The sequence below is a fragment of the Pseudomonas sp. S3_C06 genome, assembly GCF_054667675.1.
Window position 1 is genome coordinate 189617 of sequence record NZ_CP162747.1, and the last position, 19371, is coordinate 208987.

At 60.8% G+C, this 19371-nt stretch carries 14 protein-coding genes; 4 read left to right on the forward strand and 10 right to left on the reverse strand.

Translation table 11 applies throughout. The features are described from left to right. Positions 1-10: 10 nt before the first annotated feature. Both AB4N44_RS00780 and AB4N44_RS00785 read right to left on the reverse strand, forming a co-directional pair. Positions 11-1024 carry an aldo/keto reductase gene (locus tag AB4N44_RS00780; protein ID WP_127927210.1) on the reverse strand — a complete coding sequence of 338 codons (1014 nt, stop codon included), beginning with the start codon at positions 1022-1024 and terminating at the stop codon, positions 11-13. A 333-nt stretch (positions 1025-1357) separates the two neighbouring features. Then, positions 1358-2668 (reverse strand): MFS transporter, encoded by a 1311-nt coding sequence (locus AB4N44_RS00785; RefSeq protein ID WP_460110702.1) that lies wholly within the window; start codon positions 2666-2668, stop codon positions 1358-1360. Positions 2669-2839: 171 nt separating this feature from the next. Between AB4N44_RS00785 and AB4N44_RS00790 the strand changes: the two genes are divergently transcribed. The 4 genes from AB4N44_RS00790 to AB4N44_RS00805 all read left to right on the forward strand — a co-directional run bounded on the left by AB4N44_RS00790 (position 2840) and on the right by AB4N44_RS00805 (position 8477). After that, on the forward strand, positions 2840-3958 hold the full coding sequence (locus AB4N44_RS00790; protein ID WP_150752079.1) for a sugar diacid recognition domain-containing protein: 1119 nt from the start codon (positions 2840-2842) through the stop codon (positions 3956-3958). A gap of 217 nt (positions 3959-4175) precedes the next feature. Then, positions 4176-5315, forward strand: a complete 1140-nt coding sequence (locus AB4N44_RS00795; RefSeq protein ID WP_460110701.1) for a glycerate kinase — start codon at positions 4176-4178, stop codon at positions 5313-5315. A gap of 307 nt (positions 5316-5622) precedes the next feature. After that, positions 5623-7248, forward strand: coding sequence for a methyl-accepting chemotaxis protein (locus AB4N44_RS00800; protein WP_460110699.1), 1626 nt, complete (start codon positions 5623-5625; stop codon positions 7246-7248). A 41-nt stretch (positions 7249-7289) separates the two neighbouring features. Continuing rightward, positions 7290-8477 carry a pyridoxal phosphate-dependent aminotransferase gene (locus AB4N44_RS00805; protein ID WP_160039778.1) on the forward strand — a complete coding sequence of 396 codons (1188 nt, stop codon included), beginning with the start codon at positions 7290-7292 and terminating at the stop codon, positions 8475-8477. A gap of 127 nt (positions 8478-8604) precedes the next feature. Here the strand turns inward: AB4N44_RS00805 and AB4N44_RS00810 are convergent, their stop codons facing one another. From AB4N44_RS00810 to AB4N44_RS00845, 8 genes are all read right to left on the reverse strand, one after another. Then, the gene (locus AB4N44_RS00810; protein WP_460110696.1) at positions 8605-9582 is read right to left on the reverse strand and encodes a 2-hydroxyacid dehydrogenase; all 978 of its coding nucleotides are present in this window, start codon (positions 9580-9582) and stop codon (positions 8605-8607) included. A 13-nt stretch (positions 9583-9595) separates the two neighbouring features. Next, positions 9596-10894 carry an MFS transporter gene (locus AB4N44_RS00815; RefSeq protein ID WP_460110694.1) on the reverse strand — a complete coding sequence of 433 codons (1299 nt, stop codon included), beginning with the start codon at positions 10892-10894 and terminating at the stop codon, positions 9596-9598. An 81-nt stretch (positions 10895-10975) separates the two neighbouring features. After that, complete coding sequence (locus tag AB4N44_RS00820; protein WP_127927223.1) at positions 10976-11974, reverse strand: sugar kinase; 999 nt, start codon at positions 11972-11974, stop codon at positions 10976-10978. After that, positions 11967-12749, reverse strand: a complete 783-nt coding sequence (locus tag AB4N44_RS00825) for a sugar phosphate isomerase/epimerase family protein (protein ID WP_460110692.1) — start codon at positions 12747-12749, stop codon at positions 11967-11969. The genes AB4N44_RS00820 and AB4N44_RS00825 overlap by 8 nt, the downstream gene beginning before the upstream one ends. Positions 12750-12900: 151 nt before the next feature. Next, positions 12901-13929: a LacI family DNA-binding transcriptional regulator gene (locus AB4N44_RS00830; protein ID WP_127927227.1), complete on the reverse strand. Its 1029-nt coding sequence runs from the start codon at positions 13927-13929 to the stop codon at positions 12901-12903. Positions 13930-14070: 141 nt separating this feature from the next. Further along, positions 14071-14712: a DUF1345 domain-containing protein gene (locus tag AB4N44_RS00835; protein ID WP_034154234.1), complete on the reverse strand. Its 642-nt coding sequence runs from the start codon at positions 14710-14712 to the stop codon at positions 14071-14073. Between the two features lie 182 nt (positions 14713-14894). Continuing rightward, a complete protein-coding gene (locus AB4N44_RS00840) occupies positions 14895-17993 on the reverse strand; it encodes a multidrug efflux RND transporter permease subunit (protein ID WP_460110690.1) in 3099 nt (1032 codons plus the stop codon). Between the two features lie 15 nt (positions 17994-18008). Beyond that, a complete protein-coding gene (locus AB4N44_RS00845) occupies positions 18009-19166 on the reverse strand; it encodes an efflux RND transporter periplasmic adaptor subunit (protein WP_038368527.1) in 1158 nt (385 codons plus the stop codon). Positions 19167-19371: the final 205 nt, after the last annotated feature.

Here is a 19371-nt window from a genome sequence, read left to right on the forward strand (position 1 = left end):
GCGGTAAAGCTCAACCTTGATGGGGTTTACGCCCCGACACAAAATGACTGACATCGTTGAATCCCGGTGTCGACGCGTGACCCGGCGAGACCAGCGAATCGATAAACGCCTCATCCTGCGCCGTGATCTGCACGGCCTGCGCCTTGGTGTAAGCATCCCACTGATCTTCAGTTCGCGGCCCGACAATCGCCGACGTCACTGCGCTGTTATTCAACACCCAGGCAATCGCAAACTCGACCATCCCGACCCCGCGCTGCTCGGTGTACTGCTGAATCTGTTGGGCGATGCGCAGCGATTCTACGCGCCACTCGGTTTCCAGAATGCGCTTGTCCTGGCGTCCGGCGCGGCTGTTGGCGTCCGGTTTGACATCCGGCGCGTACTTGCCGCTGAGCACGCCCCGGGCCAGCGGACTGTAAGGCACTACGCCAAGGCCGTAGGTTTGTGCCGCGGTGATCTGCTCGGTCTCGGCCTGGCGGTTGACGATGTTGTACAACGGCTGACTGATCACCGGACGGTCAACGCCGAGTTTATCGGCGACGCGAATCACCTCGGCAATCCGCCAGCCGCGATAGTTCGACAGGCCCCAATAACGAATCTTGCCCTGACGAATCAGATCGCCAATCGCCGACACGCTCACTTCCAGCGGCGTGTTGTGGTCTTCGCGGTGCAGGTAATAAATGTCGAGATAGTCAGTGCCGAGCCGGGTCAGGCTGGCATCGATGCCATTGAAGATGTGTTTGCGGCTCAAACCGCTGCGATTCGGCACGCCGTCCACCGGGCCGAAACCGACCTTGGTCGCCAGCACCCAGTCATGCCGATGGCGGGCAATCGCTTCACCGACAATCTCTTCGGACCGACCGTTGGTGTAGACGTCGGCGGTGTCGATGAAATTGATCCCCTGATCCCAGGCCTTGTCGATGATTCGCAGCGAATCCTCAGCGCTGGTCTGCTCGCCAAACATCATCGTGCCGAGGGTGAGGGTGGACACCTGCAAGCCCGAGTGACCGAGTGTGCGATAGCTCATGCCGAAATCCTTTTGTCGGTGGGAAAGGGTTAATCAAATACCAGAAGCGTGCGATGCGGCAAAGTGAATTATTGGCTAAACACAGCCCTCACCCTAACCCTCTCCCGGAGGGAGAGGGTTAGGGTGAGGTGTTTGAGCGAGCAAAACCGACGTGCAATACCGAGTCGAACTCAAGTCTTGAAAAGCCCGCAGATCGGCTCCCTTTCCCCCTCGCCCCCTGGGGGAGAGGGCTGGGGTGAGGGGGAAAAGATCTTCAGGACACCACAAAACCCAAGCCAGACTCCCAATAAAAAACGGCCCTGAAAAAGGGCCGTTCTCCTGTGCATCAAAAACTCAAACCCGCAACGTCCGCGTCATGCGCAACGCCAGCAGACTCCCGCCCACAATCACACCCGCCAGCAGATACAGCGCGGCATCGGTCGAACCGGTGCTGTCCTTGACCCAACCCACCAGATAAGGGCTAAGGAAGCCAGCCATCTGCCCCATCGAGTTGATCAACGCCAGACCACCGGCCGCAGCGCCCGCACTCAACATGGCCGTCGGCACCGGCCAGAACATCGGCAGACCCGTCAACGCGCCCATGGTGGCAATGGTCAGGCCGAGAATCGCAATCGCCGGGTTCGCCGCATAGTTAACGGCGATCACCAGACCGATCGCGCCCATCAGCATCGGCACCACCAAATGCCAGCGACGCTCCTTGCGCAAGTCTGCCGAACGCCCGACCACTAGCATGAACACCGCCGCCAGCAGATACGGAATCGCACTCAGCCAGCCGATCACCAGGTTATCGCTGAATCCGAGGTTCTTGATGATCGACGGTAGCCAGAAGTTGATCGCGTACACGCCGCTCTGGATGCAGAAGTAGATCAGACCAAACGCCCAGATCGCCGGGTTCTTGAACACCGCCAGCAGTGAATCGGAGGTGGTTTTCGGCTTGTTTGCCAGGTCTTCCGCCTGATCCGCCTCAAGCACTGCACGCTCATGCGGGCTCAGCCACTTGGCGTTGGCGAAGCTGTCGCTCAGGAGGAAATAGGCAAGGGCACCGAGGATCACCGTCGGAATACCTTGCAGCAGAAACATCCACTGCCAGCCGGCCAGACCGCCCTGGCCCGCTGCGAAGTGATTGAGAATCCAGCCAGAGAACGGGCTGCCGAGCAAACCGGACACCGGGATCGCCGACATGAACAACGCCATGATCCGCCCACGGCGGAAGGTCGGGAACCACTGCGAGAGGTACAGCACGACGCCCGGGAAGAACCCGGCTTCGGCCGCACCGGTAAACAGCCGCAGGGTGTAGAACTCGGTCGGGGTGGTGACGAACAACAGGCAGGTCGACAGCGTGCCCCAGGTGATCATCATTACGGCAATCCAGCGCCGTGGGCCGAATCTGGTCAGGGCCAGGTTGCTCGGCACGCCGCACAGCACGTAGCCGATGAAGAAAATACCGGCACCGAGGCCGTATACGGTTTCGCTGAATTTCAGTGCATCGAGCATCTGCAGTTTGGCAAATCCAACATTGACCCGGTCGAGGTAGTTGAACAAGTAGCAGATGAAAATGAAGGGGATCAAACGCAGGGTGATGCGTTTGTAGACGGCGTTTTTATCGTCAACGATGGTCTGGGTAGCTGCGGCGCTCTGCGACATAGCGGCTCTCTCTTTATTATGATTTTTTGCGATGCAAAGGGTAACGTTGATCGCCCCGAGAGTCTCGGTCACCTTTGGCCGGATTGTCTTTGTGCCTGAGCACAGGGTTTGCCGCCAGACCCTGTGCGGGTGAACAACCGCCAGTGCCATAAATCAAGGATTGCCCCTGCTATGTTCGAACTCGATCACGACCTCGCCCAGGACATCGTCGACCGGGCCATGGCCATTTTGCCCTACAACGTCAACGTCATGGACAGCCAGGGGTTGATCCTTGGCAGCGGCGAACCGGAGCGCATCAACACCCGTCACGAGGGCGCGCAACTGGTGCTGGCCAACGGTCGCGTGGTCGAGATCGATGCGCAAACGGCCGTGCATCTGAAGGGCGTGCAGCCGGGTATCAACCTGCCGCTGTTGCTCGATCAGCGCTTGATCGGTGTGCTCGGCATTACCGGCGAACCGGAGCAACTGCGCACGTATGCCGAACTGGTGCGCATGACCGCCGAAATGCTCGTCGGCCAGCGCAATCAGCAGGCCGAGCAGCAATGGCGGCGCCAGCGTTGCGATGATCTGCTGGCGTTGCTGTTGAGCGAGGCCGGGGACTCGCCGCGTCTGGTCGATGAAGCGCAGCAACTTGGGCTCAAACCGCAACTGACGCGGGTGCCGTATCTGTTCGAACTGGGCCTTGAGCACGGGCCGGGGCAAACCGTCGAGGCGTTGAGTGCGTGGCTGATGTCGCGCTATCCCGACAGTTGGTGCGTCAGTTCGGCGAAGTCGTCGCTGCTGTGGTGTCGCCCGGCGAGCCAGACCGTCGAGCACGATCGCTTGCTGGAAAAGCTCGACGGTCTGGGCTGGAAGGTGCTGCGTATTGCCGTCGGCGGGCAGGCGGATGGACTCGCCGGATTGCGCCGTTGTTATCGACGGGTCGGCGACTTGCTTGCCTATGGTCGGGAAGTGTTGCCGCATTCGCGTTTGTTGACGCTGAACCGTTATCGATTGCCGGTGATGTTGTGGCGCCATCGCAATGACGACGCGCTGGACGAATTACTCAAACCTCTGCGCAAAGTGATCGCCAAGGACGGCAACGGCCAGTTGCTGGCGACGCTGCGCAGTTGGTGCGACCACGATGGCCAGAGTCAGGCGTGTGCTGATGCGTTGGGGATTCATCGCAACAGTTTGCGTTATCGGATGGAGCGGATTGCCGAGTTGAGCGGGGTTGATCCGCTGCGGCTCGATGGGATGCTGGCGCTGTATCTCGGGGTGCAGCTTCTTCCCCAGACTGATCCGAACTGATTGGGCGCCTTTAAGGAAGCCTTCGCGAGCAGGCTCGCTCCCACAATGGAATGCGGTCAACCTGTGGGAGCGAGCCTGCTCGCGAAGGGGCCGTAACATCAAAAAACAGATCTTTTGTGAAAATGAACAATAAACGCCCCCGCCACTTGTGCAGCGGACCGGCGTCAACGCGCAGGCAGACTGGCAGCATGAGGGGCATTGCAACCGGAGAATTCGCATGAAGATCGTCATCGCCCCCGACTCGTTCAAGGACAGCCTGAGTGCCCAAGGCGTCGCCGAAGCCATTGCCCTTGGCCTGGCCCAGGTCTGGCCGCAGGCCACACTGGTCAAATGCCCAATGGCTGACGGCGGCGAAGGCACGGTCGAGTCGATCCTCGCTGCCTGCGAAGGCGAACTGCGCCGCACCCGTGTGCGTGGCCCGATGGGCGCGCCGGTCGATGCAGCGTGGGGCTGGTTGCCACACAACCACACCGCAATCATTGAAATGGCTGAAGCCAGCGGCTTGCAATTGGTGCCGCCGGGGCAACGCGATGCCTGTATCAGCAGCACCTTCGGCACCGGCGAACTGATCCGTGCCGCGCTGGATGCCGGCGCGCAACGAGTGATTCTGGCGATTGGCGGCAGTGCGACCAACGATGGCGGCGCCGGGGCAATGCAGGCGTTGGGCGTGAAGTTGTTCGATGCGCAACATCAGTCGCTGGTGCCCGGCGGTTTGGCATTGGCGCAACTGGCACAACTGGATCTGAGCGAACTCGACCCGCGTCTGGCGCAGGTGCGTTTCGATATCGCCGCTGACGTCAACAACCCGCTGTGCGGCCCGCACGGTGCCTCGGCGATTTTCGGCCCGCAGAAAGGCGCATCACCGACGCAGGTGCAGCAACTCGATCAGGCGTTGGGCCACTTCGCCGAGCTGTGCGCACAGGCCCTGGGCAAAGACGTTCGTGACGAGCCGGGCAGTGGCGCGGCGGGCGGTTTGGGTTTTGCCGCCAAAGCGTTTCTCGGGGCGCAATTTCAGGCCGGGGTGGAAGTGGTTGCCGAACTGGTCGGCCTCTCCGAAGCGGTCAAAGGTGCCGATTTGGTGATCACCGGGGAAGGGCGCTTCGATGCGCAGACCTTGCGCGGCAAGACGCCGTTCGGTGTCGCACGGATTGCCAAGCAACACGCGGTGCCGGTGATTGTCATTGCTGGGACATTGGGTGAGGGTTACCAGGCACTCTACGATCACGGCATCGATGCAGCATTCGCCGTGACCAGCGGCCCGATGACGCTGGAGCAGGCCTGCGCCGAAGCTCCGCGCCTGCTGCGTGAACGCGCAACTGACATCGCCCGCGTCTGGCACATGGCCGCGAAATCCTGAGCAGCTCCTGTAGGAGCTGCCGAAGGCTGCGATCTTTTGATTTTGCTTTTAAAAGCTCAGGTCAAAAGATCGTCCGATCGCGGCCCGAGCCTTCGGCAGCTCCTACACAAAGAGATTAACGGTGCTTCATCGCTGTAACACCCGGAAAAATAGTTGCGATTGACCCGCAATCTTCCTAAAGCCTGGCCGATACAGCTAACAGGCGCGCACATAACTTCCTAAAACAGTGACGCCGGACTGAGCCTGCCCCCACGGGCCAGTGATGACGCATGGACGCTCGTAGTTTCTATCTTTCGAGAGCTCAACTATGTCCCTGCGTAACCTGAATATCGCGCCCCGTGCCTTCCTCGGTTTTGCCTTTATCGCCCTGTTGGTGATCGTGCTCGGCGTGTTCGCCGTCAACCGCATGTCGATCATCCGTCAGGCCTCTGTCGAAATGGATTCGACGCAACTTCCCAGCGTGACGCAACTTGCCGTAGTGACAGAAAACGTCCTGCGTCTGCGCATTCTGTCGTTCCGCGTGCTGGTCAACCGCGAAGCCGCCGGGTTGCAGGAAGCGCAGACCCGCATCGGCGTTCTGGTCGACAAGGTTCGCGCCGCGCAGGCCAGTTACGCCGCACTGCCGGCCGGCCCGGAAGAACGGGCGTTGTACCAGACCTTCGCGACCACGCTGGACAACTACCTGCAAGCGCAGAACCAGATGATGGAGCTGTCGCGCCAGGACAAGGTCGACGAGATGCGTACCCTGATCAACACGCGGATCAAGGACGGTACCGACCAGATGGGCGAGCAGCTCAACAAACTGATCGCCATGAATGCTTCCGACGCCAAAGCAGCATCAGTTCAGGCGGGTCAATACTATGACAGCGCGATTACGGGCATCATTATCGTCGCCGTTTTCGCGGCCATTGCCACGGTGCTACTGGCGTGGCTGCTGACCCGCAGCATCGTCACCCCGCTGAACCGTGCCGTGCAGGCCGCGCAAACCATTGCTGACGGCAACCTCACCAAAGTCATCGAAGTCGATGGCAAGGATGAAGCGACGCAGTTGCTGCAGGCGCTGGCCACCATGCAGAGCAACTTGCGCAAAACCATCGAGCAGATCGCCGGTTCCGCCACGCAACTGGGCGCTGCTGCCGAAGAACTCAGCGCGGTGACCGAAGAAGCTTCCCGTGGCCTGCAGCAGCAGAACAATGAAATCGAACAAGCCGCCACCGCCGTCAACGAGATGACCGCCGCCGTCGAAGAAGTCGCGCGCAACGCCGTGTCGACCTCCGAAGCCTCAAACCAATCGACCCACGCCGCTCGCGAAGGTCGTGATCAAGTGGTGAAAACCGTCGACGCGATTCAGACCATGACGCACGACGTGCAGAACACCGCGCAAATGATCGAAGGCCTCGCCGCGCAGGGCCGCGACATCGGCAAAGTGCTCGACGTGATCCGCGCCATCGCCGAACAGACCAACCTGCTGGCGCTCAACGCGGCCATTGAAGCCGCACGCGCCGGTGAGGCCGGGCGTGGTTTCGCGGTCGTGGCGGACGAAGTGCGCGCGCTGGCCCATCGCACCGCGCAGTCGACTCAGGAAATCGAAAAAATGGTCGCCGGCATCCAGAACGGCACCGGCGAAGCGGTCTCGTCGATGCAGCAAAGCAACCAGCGCACCCAATCCACCCTGGAAATGGCCCGCGCGGCCGGCGTAGCGCTGGAGCAGATCACCCAATCAATCCACCAAATCAACGAGCGCAACCTGGTGATTGCCAGCGCCTCGGAAGAACAGGCACAGGTTTCGCGCGAGGTCGACCGCAACCTGGTCAACATCCGCGATCTGGCCACGCAATCGGCCGCCGGGGCCAACCAGACCAGCGCCGCGACCCACGAATTGTCGCGTCTGGCGGTGGATTTGAATGCGATGGTGGCGCGTTTCGTGATTTGAGATACGGTGAAGGCTGGAGACCGCGCAATCAGGAGACGTACATGCGCTATTCAGCCTTGACCCAACGAATCGCCGGAGAAGGAGCCGCCGCCTGGCAGATTCACGACCGAGCGCTGGAGTTGCGCGCCGAGGGTGTCGATATCCTGCTGCTGAGCATTGGCGATCCGGATTTCGATACACCTCTGCCAATTGTTCACGGCGCGATCGACAGCTTGTTGGCCGGCGATACCCATTATTCCGAAGTGCGCGGTCGTTTGGCACTGCGCACGCTGATTGCCGAACGCCATCGTCGGCGCAGCGGGCAAACGGTCGATGCTGACCATGTGATCGTCATGCCCGGCGCGCAATGCGCGGTGTATTCGGTGGCGCAATGCTTGCTGGATCCGGGCGATGAAGTGATCGTCGCCGAACCGATGTATGTCACCTACGAAGGCGTGTTTGGCGCTTGCGGCGCAACGGTGGTGCCGGTGCCGGTGCGTCCGGAAAACGGCTTTCGCGTCGACCCGGCCGATGTCGCTGCGCGCATCACCCCGAAAACCCGCGCCATGCTGTTGAACAGTCCGAACAATCCGTCTGGCGCGAGCCTGTCACTGCTGATCTGGCAAGAACTGGCGGCACTGTGCGTTCGCCATGATTTGTGGCTGATCAGCGACGAGGTTTACAGCGAGCTGCTCTATGAAGGTCAGCACGTCAGCCCGGCGAGTTTGCCGGGCATGGCCGAACGCACGGCGACCATCAACAGCCTGTCGAAATCCCATGCCATGACCGGGTGGCGCATCGGCTGGATGATCGGGCCGAAATCGCTGGCCGAGCATTTGGTCAATTTGTCGTTGAGCATGTTGTTCGGGTTGCCGGATTTTGTGCAGAAGGCCGCGCAGATAGCATTGGAAACCGATTTGCCGGAAGTGACGCAGATGCGCGAGGAATATCGCCTGCGTCGCGATCTGGTCTGCGAGCGTTTGCAGGGTTGTCCGGGGTTGTACCCGATTCGCCCGGATGGCGGCATGTTCGTGATGGTCGATGTGCGCCAGACCGGGCTCGGTGCCCAGGCGTTTGCCGAACAGTTGCTGGAGGGTTATGGCGTGTCGGTGCTGGCCGGTGAAGCGTTCGGGCCGAGTGCGGCGGGGCATATCCGTATTGGTCTGGTGCTGGATCGGGTGAAACTGGCGGATGCCTGTGCGCGGATTGCGCTTTGTGCTGCGCAGCTGTTACAGGCGCGCAGTGCCTGATGGTTTTGTGTTGCCCGTCCCGGCCTCTTCGCGAGCAGGCTCGCTCCCACATTGGTTTTGTGAACACTGAAGATCCAGTGTGGGAGCGAGCCTGCTCGCGAAGGCGGCATTACAGTCACCGATTAATTCAGCCCTGCCAGGCCGATGGATTCACCAGATTCGCCGGTTTCTCCCCACTCAACGCCGCCAACAGATTCTCCACCGCACACCGCGCCATCGCCTCGCGCGTTTCATGCGTTGCCGAGCCCATGTGCGGCGTCGCCACCACATTATTCAACTGCAACAACGGCGAGTCATGATTCAGCGGTTCACGCTCAAACACATCCAGCCCCGCCGCCCGAATCCGTTGCTGACGCAGCGCATCAATCATCGCCGCTTCATCAACCACTTTGCCCCGCGAGATATTGATGAAGATGCTTTCCGGGCGCATCAACGCGAACTGCTCGGCGCCAATCAAACCCTCGGTTTGCGCCGTCAATGGCAAGGTCAGGCAAATGAAATCAGCCTGCTGGAGCAGATCTTCAAGGCTGCGATATTGCGCATCGAATCGCGCCTCGACCGCCGGTTTGCGCGACTGGCTGTGATAGATCACCGGCATTCCAAACCCGAAATGCCCGCGCTGCGCCAATGCTTCGCCGATGCGGCCCATGCCGATGATGCCCAGCGTCTTGCCATGCACATCGGTGCCGAAATGCGCCGGGCCGATGTTGCGGCTCCATTGACCGCTGCGCACCATATTCGCCAGTTCCACCACACGCCGGGCGGCGGTGAGGATCAGGGCGAAACCGGTGTCGGCGGTGGTTTCGGTGAGCACGTCCGGGGTGTTGCTCAGGAGGATCTTGCGCTGACTCAGGTAATCGATGTCGTAGTTATCGACACCTACCGAAACGCTAGCGATAGCTTCGAGTTGCGGCGCCAGATCAAGCAACGCGGCATCCAGCTTCAGGCTGGCGCCGAGTAAACCGTGGGCGCGGGGCAGGGCATCGCGCAGTTGCATCAGACCGTCGGCGTCGAGGCTGTTGATCAGCGTCACCTCGCATTGTTCTTGCAAACGCGCCATCAGCGCAGGCGAAAGTTTCTTGTACAACACGACCTGTTTTTTCATGGCAGAAGTCTCTTCAGGAATGCGCTTGCACGGCACGCGTGGCAACGGCTTTGGCGACGACGCGATCACTGGCGCCGGGCTTGAGAAAAATCGTCAGCACCACGGACAGCAGCAGCGCGCCACTCATCAACAGATACGAAGCGCCGGGCGAACCGGTGGAGCTGTTCAGATAACCGACCAGATACGAGCCGCCGAACGAACCGAGCGCGCCCATGCTGTTGATCAGCGCCATCGCACCACCGGCAACGTTGGCCGGGAGAATCTCCGGGACGATGGCAAAGAACGGCCCGTAAGGCGCGTACATGCAGGCGCCGGCAATCACCAGCAGCGAGTACGACCACCAGAAATGTTCAGCACCGAGTGCATAGGAACCGTAAAACGCGATGGACGCGATCAGCAGCGGCGGCCAGACAAAGCGTTTGCGCTTCTGCAACTTGTCCGAACCCCACGACACCACGAGCATGCCGATCACCGCCGCCAGATACGGCAGCGCCGACAGCCATCCGGCCTCGATCATGTCCATTTGCGCGCCGGCCTTAAGGATCGACGGCAGCCACAGCACAAAGCCGTAAACACCGATGCTCCAGCAGAAAAACTGCAGCGCGAGAATGATCACCTTCGGCGAACGGAACGCCTCGGCGTAGTTTTTCACCGCTTTGATGCCGACCTGTTCGGCGGCGAGCGCGCTCTCCAGATCCTGCTTTTCCTGGTCGTTGAGCCACTTGGCCTCGGACGGACGATCATCGGCCAGGCGCCACCAGATAAATGCCCACAGCACCGCCGGCAAACCTTCGATGATGAACATCCAGCGCCAACTGAAATGCTGCACCAGATAGCCCGAAACCACCGACATCCACAGCATCGTCACCGGGTTGCCGAGAATCAGAAACGTGTTGGCCCGCGAGCGTTCGGCACGGGTGAACCAATGGCACAGATAGACCAGCATGGCTGGCATGACAGCGGCTTCGACCACGCCGAGCATGAAGCGAATGACGATCAGCCAATAGGCGTTGGAGACCACGCCGGTCAACGTGGCGAGACCGCCCCAGAGAATCAGGCTGACGAAAATCAGCTTCTTCACGCTGTGCTTCTGCGCGTAGATCGCACCGGGTACCTGGAAGAAGAAGTAACCGAGGAAGAACAGCGCACCGAGCAGCGACGACAGGCCCGGGGTGATCATCAGGTCTTCGGCCATGCCCGATGCGGCGGCGAAGCCGTAGTTGGCGCGATCGAGATACGCCAGGCTGTAGGTGATGAACACGATCGGCATGATGTACCACCAGCGGCGGGTGGCGAGGGTTGCGGTTTTCATGGGTCTTGCTCCTGAGCTTGTTGTTTTTGTCGCAGCAGGTTCAAACAACTTCTCGTTCCCACGCTCTGCGTGGGAACGCCTCTAAGGACGCTCCGCGTCCTCTGTGACGCGGAGCGTCACGGTATGCATTCCCACGCTGGAGCGTGGGAACGATCGATCAAGTTCTGCCCGGGTCGGCAACCCCTCCATATCCCCGCGACTCTGCACCGCCCGACTGCCAATCCAGTTCGCCCGCTGCACTGCCTCGGCAAAACTCTGATGCTCGAGCAGGGCGCTGATCATCCCCACCGCAAAACCGTCACCGGCACCGACCGTGTCGACCACATTGGCCACCGGCACGCCGGCAACAAAACCCTGATCCAGTTGCGTGCGGTAGTAGGCGCCTTGCGGGCCAAGCTTGATCGCCACCGCTTCGGCACCTTGATCAAGATAAAACGCAGCAATGTCCGCAGGGTCTTCGAAACCAGTCAGCAAACGACCTTCACTCAACCCCGGCAACACCCAATGGGCGAGAGCGGCGAGGCGGTTGATCTCGGTGATCATTTCGCGCTCGCTGGCCCACAGGCTCGGGCGCAGATTGGGATCGAACGACACGCTGCGCCCGGCATTGCGCATGCGCGTCATCAGTTCGAAAGACATCTCCCGCGCCGAAGCCGAGAGCGCCGGTGGAATGCCAGTGGCGTGCAGATGCCGAGCACTCAGCAAACTGGCCGTGATCGACTGCGGCGACAGATGACTGGCCGCCGAACCGCGTCGGAAATACTCGACCTGCGGGTCGCTGCCATCGTCGTTGCGCGATTTGAACTGGAAACCGGTCGGGTGCTGTTTATCCACGTCAACGTGGCTGCAATCCAGACCTTCCTTGATCAAGGTCTCGACCACAAAGCGCCCGAGCGAATCATTGCCGACCCGGCTCAGCCACGCGACGTTGAAACCCAGACGCGACAGCCCGATCGCCACGTTGCTGTCAGCCCCGGCGATGCGTTTATGGAAGAGCTCGACCGCCGCTAGATCACCGGTCTGCTCGGCGACCAGCATCGCCATGGTTTCGCCGAACGAGAGAATATCGATCTCAGACATGAGCAGGCTCCAGACGCGATTGGCCGAGGCGGGCGAGGGCGGCGACGTGCTCGGTGGTCAACTGCACCAGATCATCGCCCTGCAAAGGGTATTCGGCCGCGCGCATAACGCCTTGGGCCATGTGCCGCAGCAGTTGTTCCCACAGGTGCAGGTCACTGACGGCCGGCGGCACCGCGACCAGTTTGCCGTCGGCGCGACGGGCCACCGCTTTGCAATGTACATAGCCGACATGCCGGCCGAGTAAACGCGCGGCGCTGGCAGCAGACTGGTCCTGCCACTGCCAGTTGCCGATGTCGAAGGTCATCTTGATCGGCAGGTTGTGCTGCTCGACGGCGGCGAAGAAGCGCTGAAATGGCTCGATGCGCCCGCCCTGTAAAGTCTGGTCGTTTTCCACCAGCAACTGCACCGGGGTGTGTTTCAAACGTTCGGCCAAAGCTTGCAGATCATTGTTGTCGGTGAAGTAGCCGAGGGAGACTTTCAGCCATTTTGAACCGAACGCTTCGGCCTGTTTCAGCGCGGTGATCAACTCGGGGTTCGGCTGCGCCTGACCGGCCAGCCACAGTTCGGTGGGCGAGGAATAGATGCTTTGCAGGCCCTGCGCCTGAGTGGCCTGAGCCAGTTGCGCTGGGTCTTCACGGGTCAGCAATTCCTCGCGCCATTCGATGCGGTTCGCTCCGGCGGCAGCCAGAACATCGATAAAAGAATCCTGCCCACGCTGGCGCACAAGCTCGGCGCCGTAGCTGGACAGACTGATGGAAACGGCGGGTTTATTCATTGTTATTGACCTCTGAAACCGGTTTCATTTTTGTTCAAAAAAATATCAGACCGTGATGTATTGTTTTTGCGGGCCCCTTCGCGAGCAGGCTCGCTCCCACATTTGGAACGCGGTCACCTGTGGGAGCGAGCCTGCTCGCGAAGGCGTCAGATCAAACACCACCAACCTCAAGGGTCGATCCACGCTCAACCAGCACCGGCGCAAAATCCACCACCCGTGCCACCTCCTCATCCCCACGCAAGCGCTTGAGCAGACACGCAAACGCCCGCGCGCCTATCTCTGCCGTCGGCTGAGCCAGCGCGGTAATCCCGCTGCCCACCAACGGATACCAATCCAGATCATCCAGGGCAATCAGCCCGACATCCTCGAACAACCGCGAGCCCATCGCCCGCAATGCCGTCGTGGCTGCCAACGCCGCCACGCCATTGGCGCAAAACAGCGCTTTCGGACCGTTGCCAGGAGTGTTTAAAAAGGTGCGAAGTTGGCTTTGCAGATCATCGCCGGTTTCCAGTACAGCCCCAGCCAAATCCGAACGCTGGGCAATCTGCGCCTGAAAACTGCTGACCCGCTCGATCCGCGAACTGGTGCCGTCATACGGTTCAGTCACCAACACCAGATCCCGATAGCCACGTTGCTGCAGATGCGTAAGCGCCATCTCGACAGCCTGCGGGTTGTTCAACCCAACCATGTCGCTGTCGAGCCCGTCGACCTTGCGGTCCACCAGCACCAGCGGCATCTCGCGGCGCAGTTCATGCAGTTCGTCACGGTGATGGCCAAGGGTGTTCACGATCAGCCCTTCGATGTTGTACGAGCGCAACAGCGCCAGATGCTGGCGTTCCTGCTCGTCATCGCGATCGGTGTTGCACACCACCAGGCTGTAGCCGTGCGCACGGCAGGCGGTTTCCACCCCGTGCATCACGGCAATCGAATAAGGGTTACGGATATCGGCCACCAGCATGCCGATCAGGCGCGTTCGCCCGCGCTTAAGGCCGCGAGCCATTTGGTTGGGGCGGTAGCCGAGTTCGCTGATGGCATGTTCGATGCGCAAGGCAATGGCATCGGAGAGCAGGGCGCGGTCATCGCCGATGAAACGCGAGACGCTGGCCTTGGACACGCCGGCGCGTTCGGCGACGTCGAGCATGGTCACGCGGCTGCGCTGGGCGGCGGAGAAGTCGTTCACGGTCTGAAACCTTGTTATTGGATTTATAGGTTCAATGTCTGCAAGCAGCGCTGAAACCGGTTTCAGGAAACACCAAAAACAAATCTTCCGTCAAGTGAATGATCACCTGTCAGCGACTGGCAGCCGACGGGCGGGGCTCCGTCAGCCGAACAAACCGGCAGCGATGTTGATCGAAAAGCCCAGAATCGCGGTGTTGAACACGAAGCCGATCAACGATTGCGCCAAGACGATTTTGCGGATGTCGCGGGTGGCCACGCCGACATCGGCAGTCTGCACGGCCACGCCGATGGTGAACGAGAAGTACAGGAAGTCCCAATAATTGGGAGTGGTCAGCCCTTCGGCGAAGCGCAGCGCCGGTTCCTTGCCATCCCAGGTGTAATACAACCTCGCGTAGTGCACGCAGAAAATCACCCCGATCAGCAGCCACGAACCAATCACCGTCAGCGCGGTGAAACCGTAATGCATGAGCTTGCGCGTAGTTTCCAGGTCCTTGCTGCCGGCCAGTTCGAAGGTGATGGTCGCCAGACTCGCCAGCGCGGCGATGCACACCACGAACAGCACCAGCCCGGCATTTTCGTCTTCGACTTCAGCGATGCGTTTGACGTCCGGCGCCTTGGCGCGCACGGTCAGCCAGAACATCAGGATCAGGTAAGTCCAGACACCGGCGTTCCAGCCGATGAGGATTTTGCTGACGATGGAATCGGCGGGGACGAGGAGTCCGGTGGCGAGGCCGAGGAGGGCGGCGGCAGACAGGCGAGGGTGGGTGCGGGCGAGGAAGCGCATGGGGACTCGATGGGCCAAGGTGGTTCAGACACCTTAGCCCAGCGATGGCAGGTGTGACCACAGCGCTGGATGTTTGCAGAATCCCTGTGGGAGCGAGCCTGCTCGCGAAGGCGTCCGGTCAGTCAACATCGACGTTAAATGTACCGACGCTTTCGCGAGCAGGCTCGCTCCCACAATTAAGATCAGCGGGGTTTGGTGAAGCGTTGTACGAGTTTCATGACGACCACGAAGAACACCGGCACAAAGATCACCGCCAGCGTCGCGGTGATCATCCCGCCAATCACGCCGGTGCCGATCGCCTGCTGACTCGCCGAGCTTGCGCCAGTGGCAATCGCAAGCGGCACCACACCGAGAATGAACGCCAGCGACGTCATCACAATCGGCCGCAGACGCAAACGTGCTGCCTGCAACGTCGCATCGATCAGATCGTGACCTTCGTCATACAGGCTTTTGGCGAACTCGATGATCAGGATCGCGTTCTTCGCCGACAGACCGATGATGGTGATCAGGCCGACCTTGAAGAACACATCGTTGGGCATGCCGCGCAACGTCACCGCCAGTACCGCACCGAGTACGCCCAGCGGCACCACCAGCAACACCGAAGTCGGAATCGACCAACTCTCGTACAGCGCCGCCAGACACAGGAACACCACCAGCAACGACAGCCCAAGCAGGATCGGCGCCTGGTTGCCAGACAAGCGTTCCTGCAACGACAGCCCTGTCCATTCCTGACCCAGACCTTTCGGCCCCTGCGCTACCAGACGTTCGATTTCCACCATGGCTTCACCGGTACTGTGCCCCGGTGATGGTTCGCCGGAAATCGCGATTGCCGGATAGCCGTTGTAACGGGTCAACTGCGCCGGGCCCTGAATCCAGTTGGCCTGCACGAACGCCGACAGTGGCACCATGTGCCCGGCGTTGTTGCGCACGTGCATTTTCAGCAGATCGGCCACCTGGCTGCGCTGATCACCTTCGGCTTGCACGACAACGCGCTGCATGCGCCCTTGATTGGGGAAATCGTTGATGTAGCTGGAGCCGACGGCAGTGGACAGCACATTGCCGATATCAGCAAACGAGACGCCCAAGGCATTCGCCTGTTTACGGTCAACGATCAATTGCACTTGCGGCGCTTCGGCCAGCGCGCTTTCGCGCACGTTCATCAGTACCGGGCTTTTCTCGGCTGCCGCGAGCAGTTCGCTGCGCGCCTGCATCAGTGTTGCGTGACCAAGGCCACCGCGATCCTGCAAGCGGAACTCGAAACCGCTCGATGTGCCGAGGCCATCCACGGGCGGTGGCAGTACCGAGAACGCCATGGCGTCCTTGATCTCGCTCAGCGCAATGTTGGCGCGATCGGCAATCGAGCTGGCGGAATCATCACTGCCACGTTGCGACCAGTCCTTCAGCGTCGAAAATGCCAACGCTGCGTTCTGGCCGCTGCCGGAGAAGCTGAAACCGAGAATCACTACACTGTCGCTGATCCCCGGCTCGCCGGCGTTATGCGCCTCAAGCTGTTCAGCCACGGCCACCGTACGATTCTTGGTGGCACCGGGCGGCAGTTGAATGTCGGTGATGGTGTAACCCTGATCTTCCACCGGCAGAAACGAGGAGGGCAGGCGCGCGAAGCACAGCCCCAGCCCGACCAGCAACACGACGTAGATCAACAGGTAACGACCGCTGCGTTTCAGCGCATAGCCGACCCAGCCTTGATAACGATCGGTCAGGTGCTCGAAGCGACGGTTGAACCAGCCGAAGAACCCGGACTTCTCGTGATGCTCGCCTTTGGCAATCGGCTTGAGCAATGTTGCGCACAATGCCGGCGTCAAGGTCAGCGCGAGGAATGCCGAGAACAGAATCGACGTGGCCATCGACAGCGAGAACTGCTGGTAAATCACCCCGACCGAGCCCTGCATGAACGCCATCGGAATAAACACGGCCACCAGCACCAGCGTGATGCCGATGATCGCGCCGGTAATCTGCGTCATGGCTTTGCGCGTGGCTTCCTTGGGCGACAAGCCCTCGGTGGCCATGATCCGCTCGACGTTTTCCACCACGACAATCGCGTCGTCGACCAGAATGCCGATGGCCAGCACCATGCCGAACATGGTCAGCACGTTGATCGAAAAACCCAGCGCGAGCATGGTCGCGAATGTGCCCATCAAGGCCACCGGCACCACCAGCGTCGGTATCAGCGTGTAGCGCACGTTCTGCAGGAACAGGAACATCACCGCGAACACCAGCAACATCGCTTCGCCCAAGGTGTAAACCACTTTGGTGATGGAGACTTTGACGAATGGCGAGGTGTCGTACGGGATCTTGTATTCCACGCCCGCCGGGAAGTAGCGCGCCAGCTCATCCATCTTCGCCCGCACCAGCGTCGCGGTGTTCAGCGCGTTGGCCCCCGGCGACAGCTGCACGCCGACGGCGGTGGACGGCTTGCCGTTGAGGCGCGTGCCGAACTGGTATTCCTGACTGCCGATTTCCACGCGTGCGACATCGCCGATACGCACGGTCGAGCCGTCGCGATTGGCCTTGAGGACAATGTCGGCGAATTCTTGCGGCGTCGACAACTGACCTTTCACCAGAATGGTCGCAGTGATTTCCTGGCTCGACGGATTGGGCAGGTCGCCGATGCTGCCGGCGGAGACCTGAGCGTTCTGCGCCACGATGGCTTCATTGACGTCAGCCGGTGTCAGGTTGAACGCGATCAGCTTCTGCGGATCGATCCAGATGCGCATGGCCCGTTCGGCGCCATACAACTGCGCCTTGCCGACGCCATCCAGACGTTTGATCTCGTTCATCACGTTGCGCGCCAGATAATCACTGAGCGCCACGTCATCGAGCTTGCCGTCACTGGACGTCAGGGTGATCAGCAACAGGAAGCCGGACGAAACTTTTTCGACCTGCAGACCCTGCTGATTCACCGCTTGCGGCAAGCGCGACTCGACCACCTTGAGGCGGTTTTGCACGTCGACTTGCGCCAGTTCCGGGTTGGTGCCCGGCTGAAACGTGGCTTTGATCGTCGCGCTGCCGAGGCTGCTCTGCGATTCGAAGTACAGCAAGTGATCGGCGCCGTTAAGCTCTTCCTCGATCAGGCTGACCACGCTTTCATCGACGGTCTGCGCCGAGGCACCCGGATACACAGCGTAGATTTCGATCTGCGGCGGGGCGACGTCGGGGTATTGCGCCACCGGTAACTGCGGGATGGCCAGCGCACCGGCCAACAGGATGAACAACGCGACGACCCAGGCAAACACCGGGCGGTCGATAAAGAACTGCGGCATAGAAAAGCGTCCTGCTTACTGACCAGAGGTCTGGGCAAGTGGAAGAGGGGTGTCGTCGATCTGCACGGTTTCGCCGGGACGGGCGTGTTGCAGCCCTTCGATGACGATGCGGTCGCCGGGCTTGAGGCCGCCGGTGACGATCCAGCGATTGTTCTGCACCGCGCCCAGTTGCACCGGTTGCTCGGCGACGCGCATTTGCTCGTCGACGGTCAGCACCTGAGCAATGCCGGCGCTGTCACGCTGTACGGCGCGTTGCGGCACGGTAATCCCGTTCTGAATGGTTGCCTGCTCCAGGCGCACGCGAATGAAACTGCCCGGCAGCAAGTCGAGATCCGGGTTGGGGAATTCGCTGCGCAGAATGATCTGGCCAGTGCCCGGGTCGACGGTGATGTCGCTGAAGAGCAATTTGCCCGGCAGCGGATACAGGCTGCCGTCATCCTGAATCAGTGTGGCTTTGACCTGATCCTGGCCGACTTCCTGCAGCTGACCGGAACGAAACGCACGGCGCAATTCGTTAAGTTCACGGGTCGACTGGGTGAGGTCGGCGTGAATCGGATTTAGCTGTTGAATCAGTGCCAGCGGCGTGGTTTCGTTTTGCCCGACCAGTGCGCCTTCGGTGACCAGTGCACGACCGACACGGCCGGAAATCGGCGCGGTGACGGTGGCATAACCCAGATTCAGTTTCGCCCGTTCGACGGCCGCCTTGTTGGCTGCAACGTCAGCGGCGGTCTGCCGGGCATTGGCGCGTGCGTTGTCATAGTCCTGACCGCTGATGGCTTTGTCGTCGATCAACTGGGCGTAACGCTGCTCTTGCAGTTTGGCCTGGAAGGCATTGGCTTCGGCCTTGCGCAGCGCGGCTTCGGCGCTGTCGAGGTCAGCCTTGAACGGTGCCGGGTCGATGCGGAACAGCACGTCGCCCTTTTTCACGTCGCTGCCTTCGCGGAAGGTGCGCTGCAAGACCACGCCGGCCACCCGTGCGCGTACTTCGGCGATGCGTGGCGCGGCGATGCGGCCGCTGAGTTCGCTGCTGATCGTCAGGGGGTGCGCTTCGATCGTCTCGATGCGCACCGTGGCCGGTGGCGTCTGATCCTCTGCCTTCGAGGACGAATCACAGGCGCTCAGCGTCAGCGCCATGGCGATCAGGCCGAGCCCGGCCAGCAGTTTGTTCGACATGTACAACCCCCAATATTGATGTCCGCATCCTACGGGCAGACGCCGAGATTAGCGGTGAAGCTTTGTAGGCGCTGTGTGAAATTGTGTAAGGGTTTTGCTCAGGGATGGGCGAGGGCGTATATCCTTCAGGTCTTGAAATTTATTGCGACAGATAGATAGCTTTCGCGAGCAGGCTCGCTCCCACAGGGGATCGCATTCCAAGTGT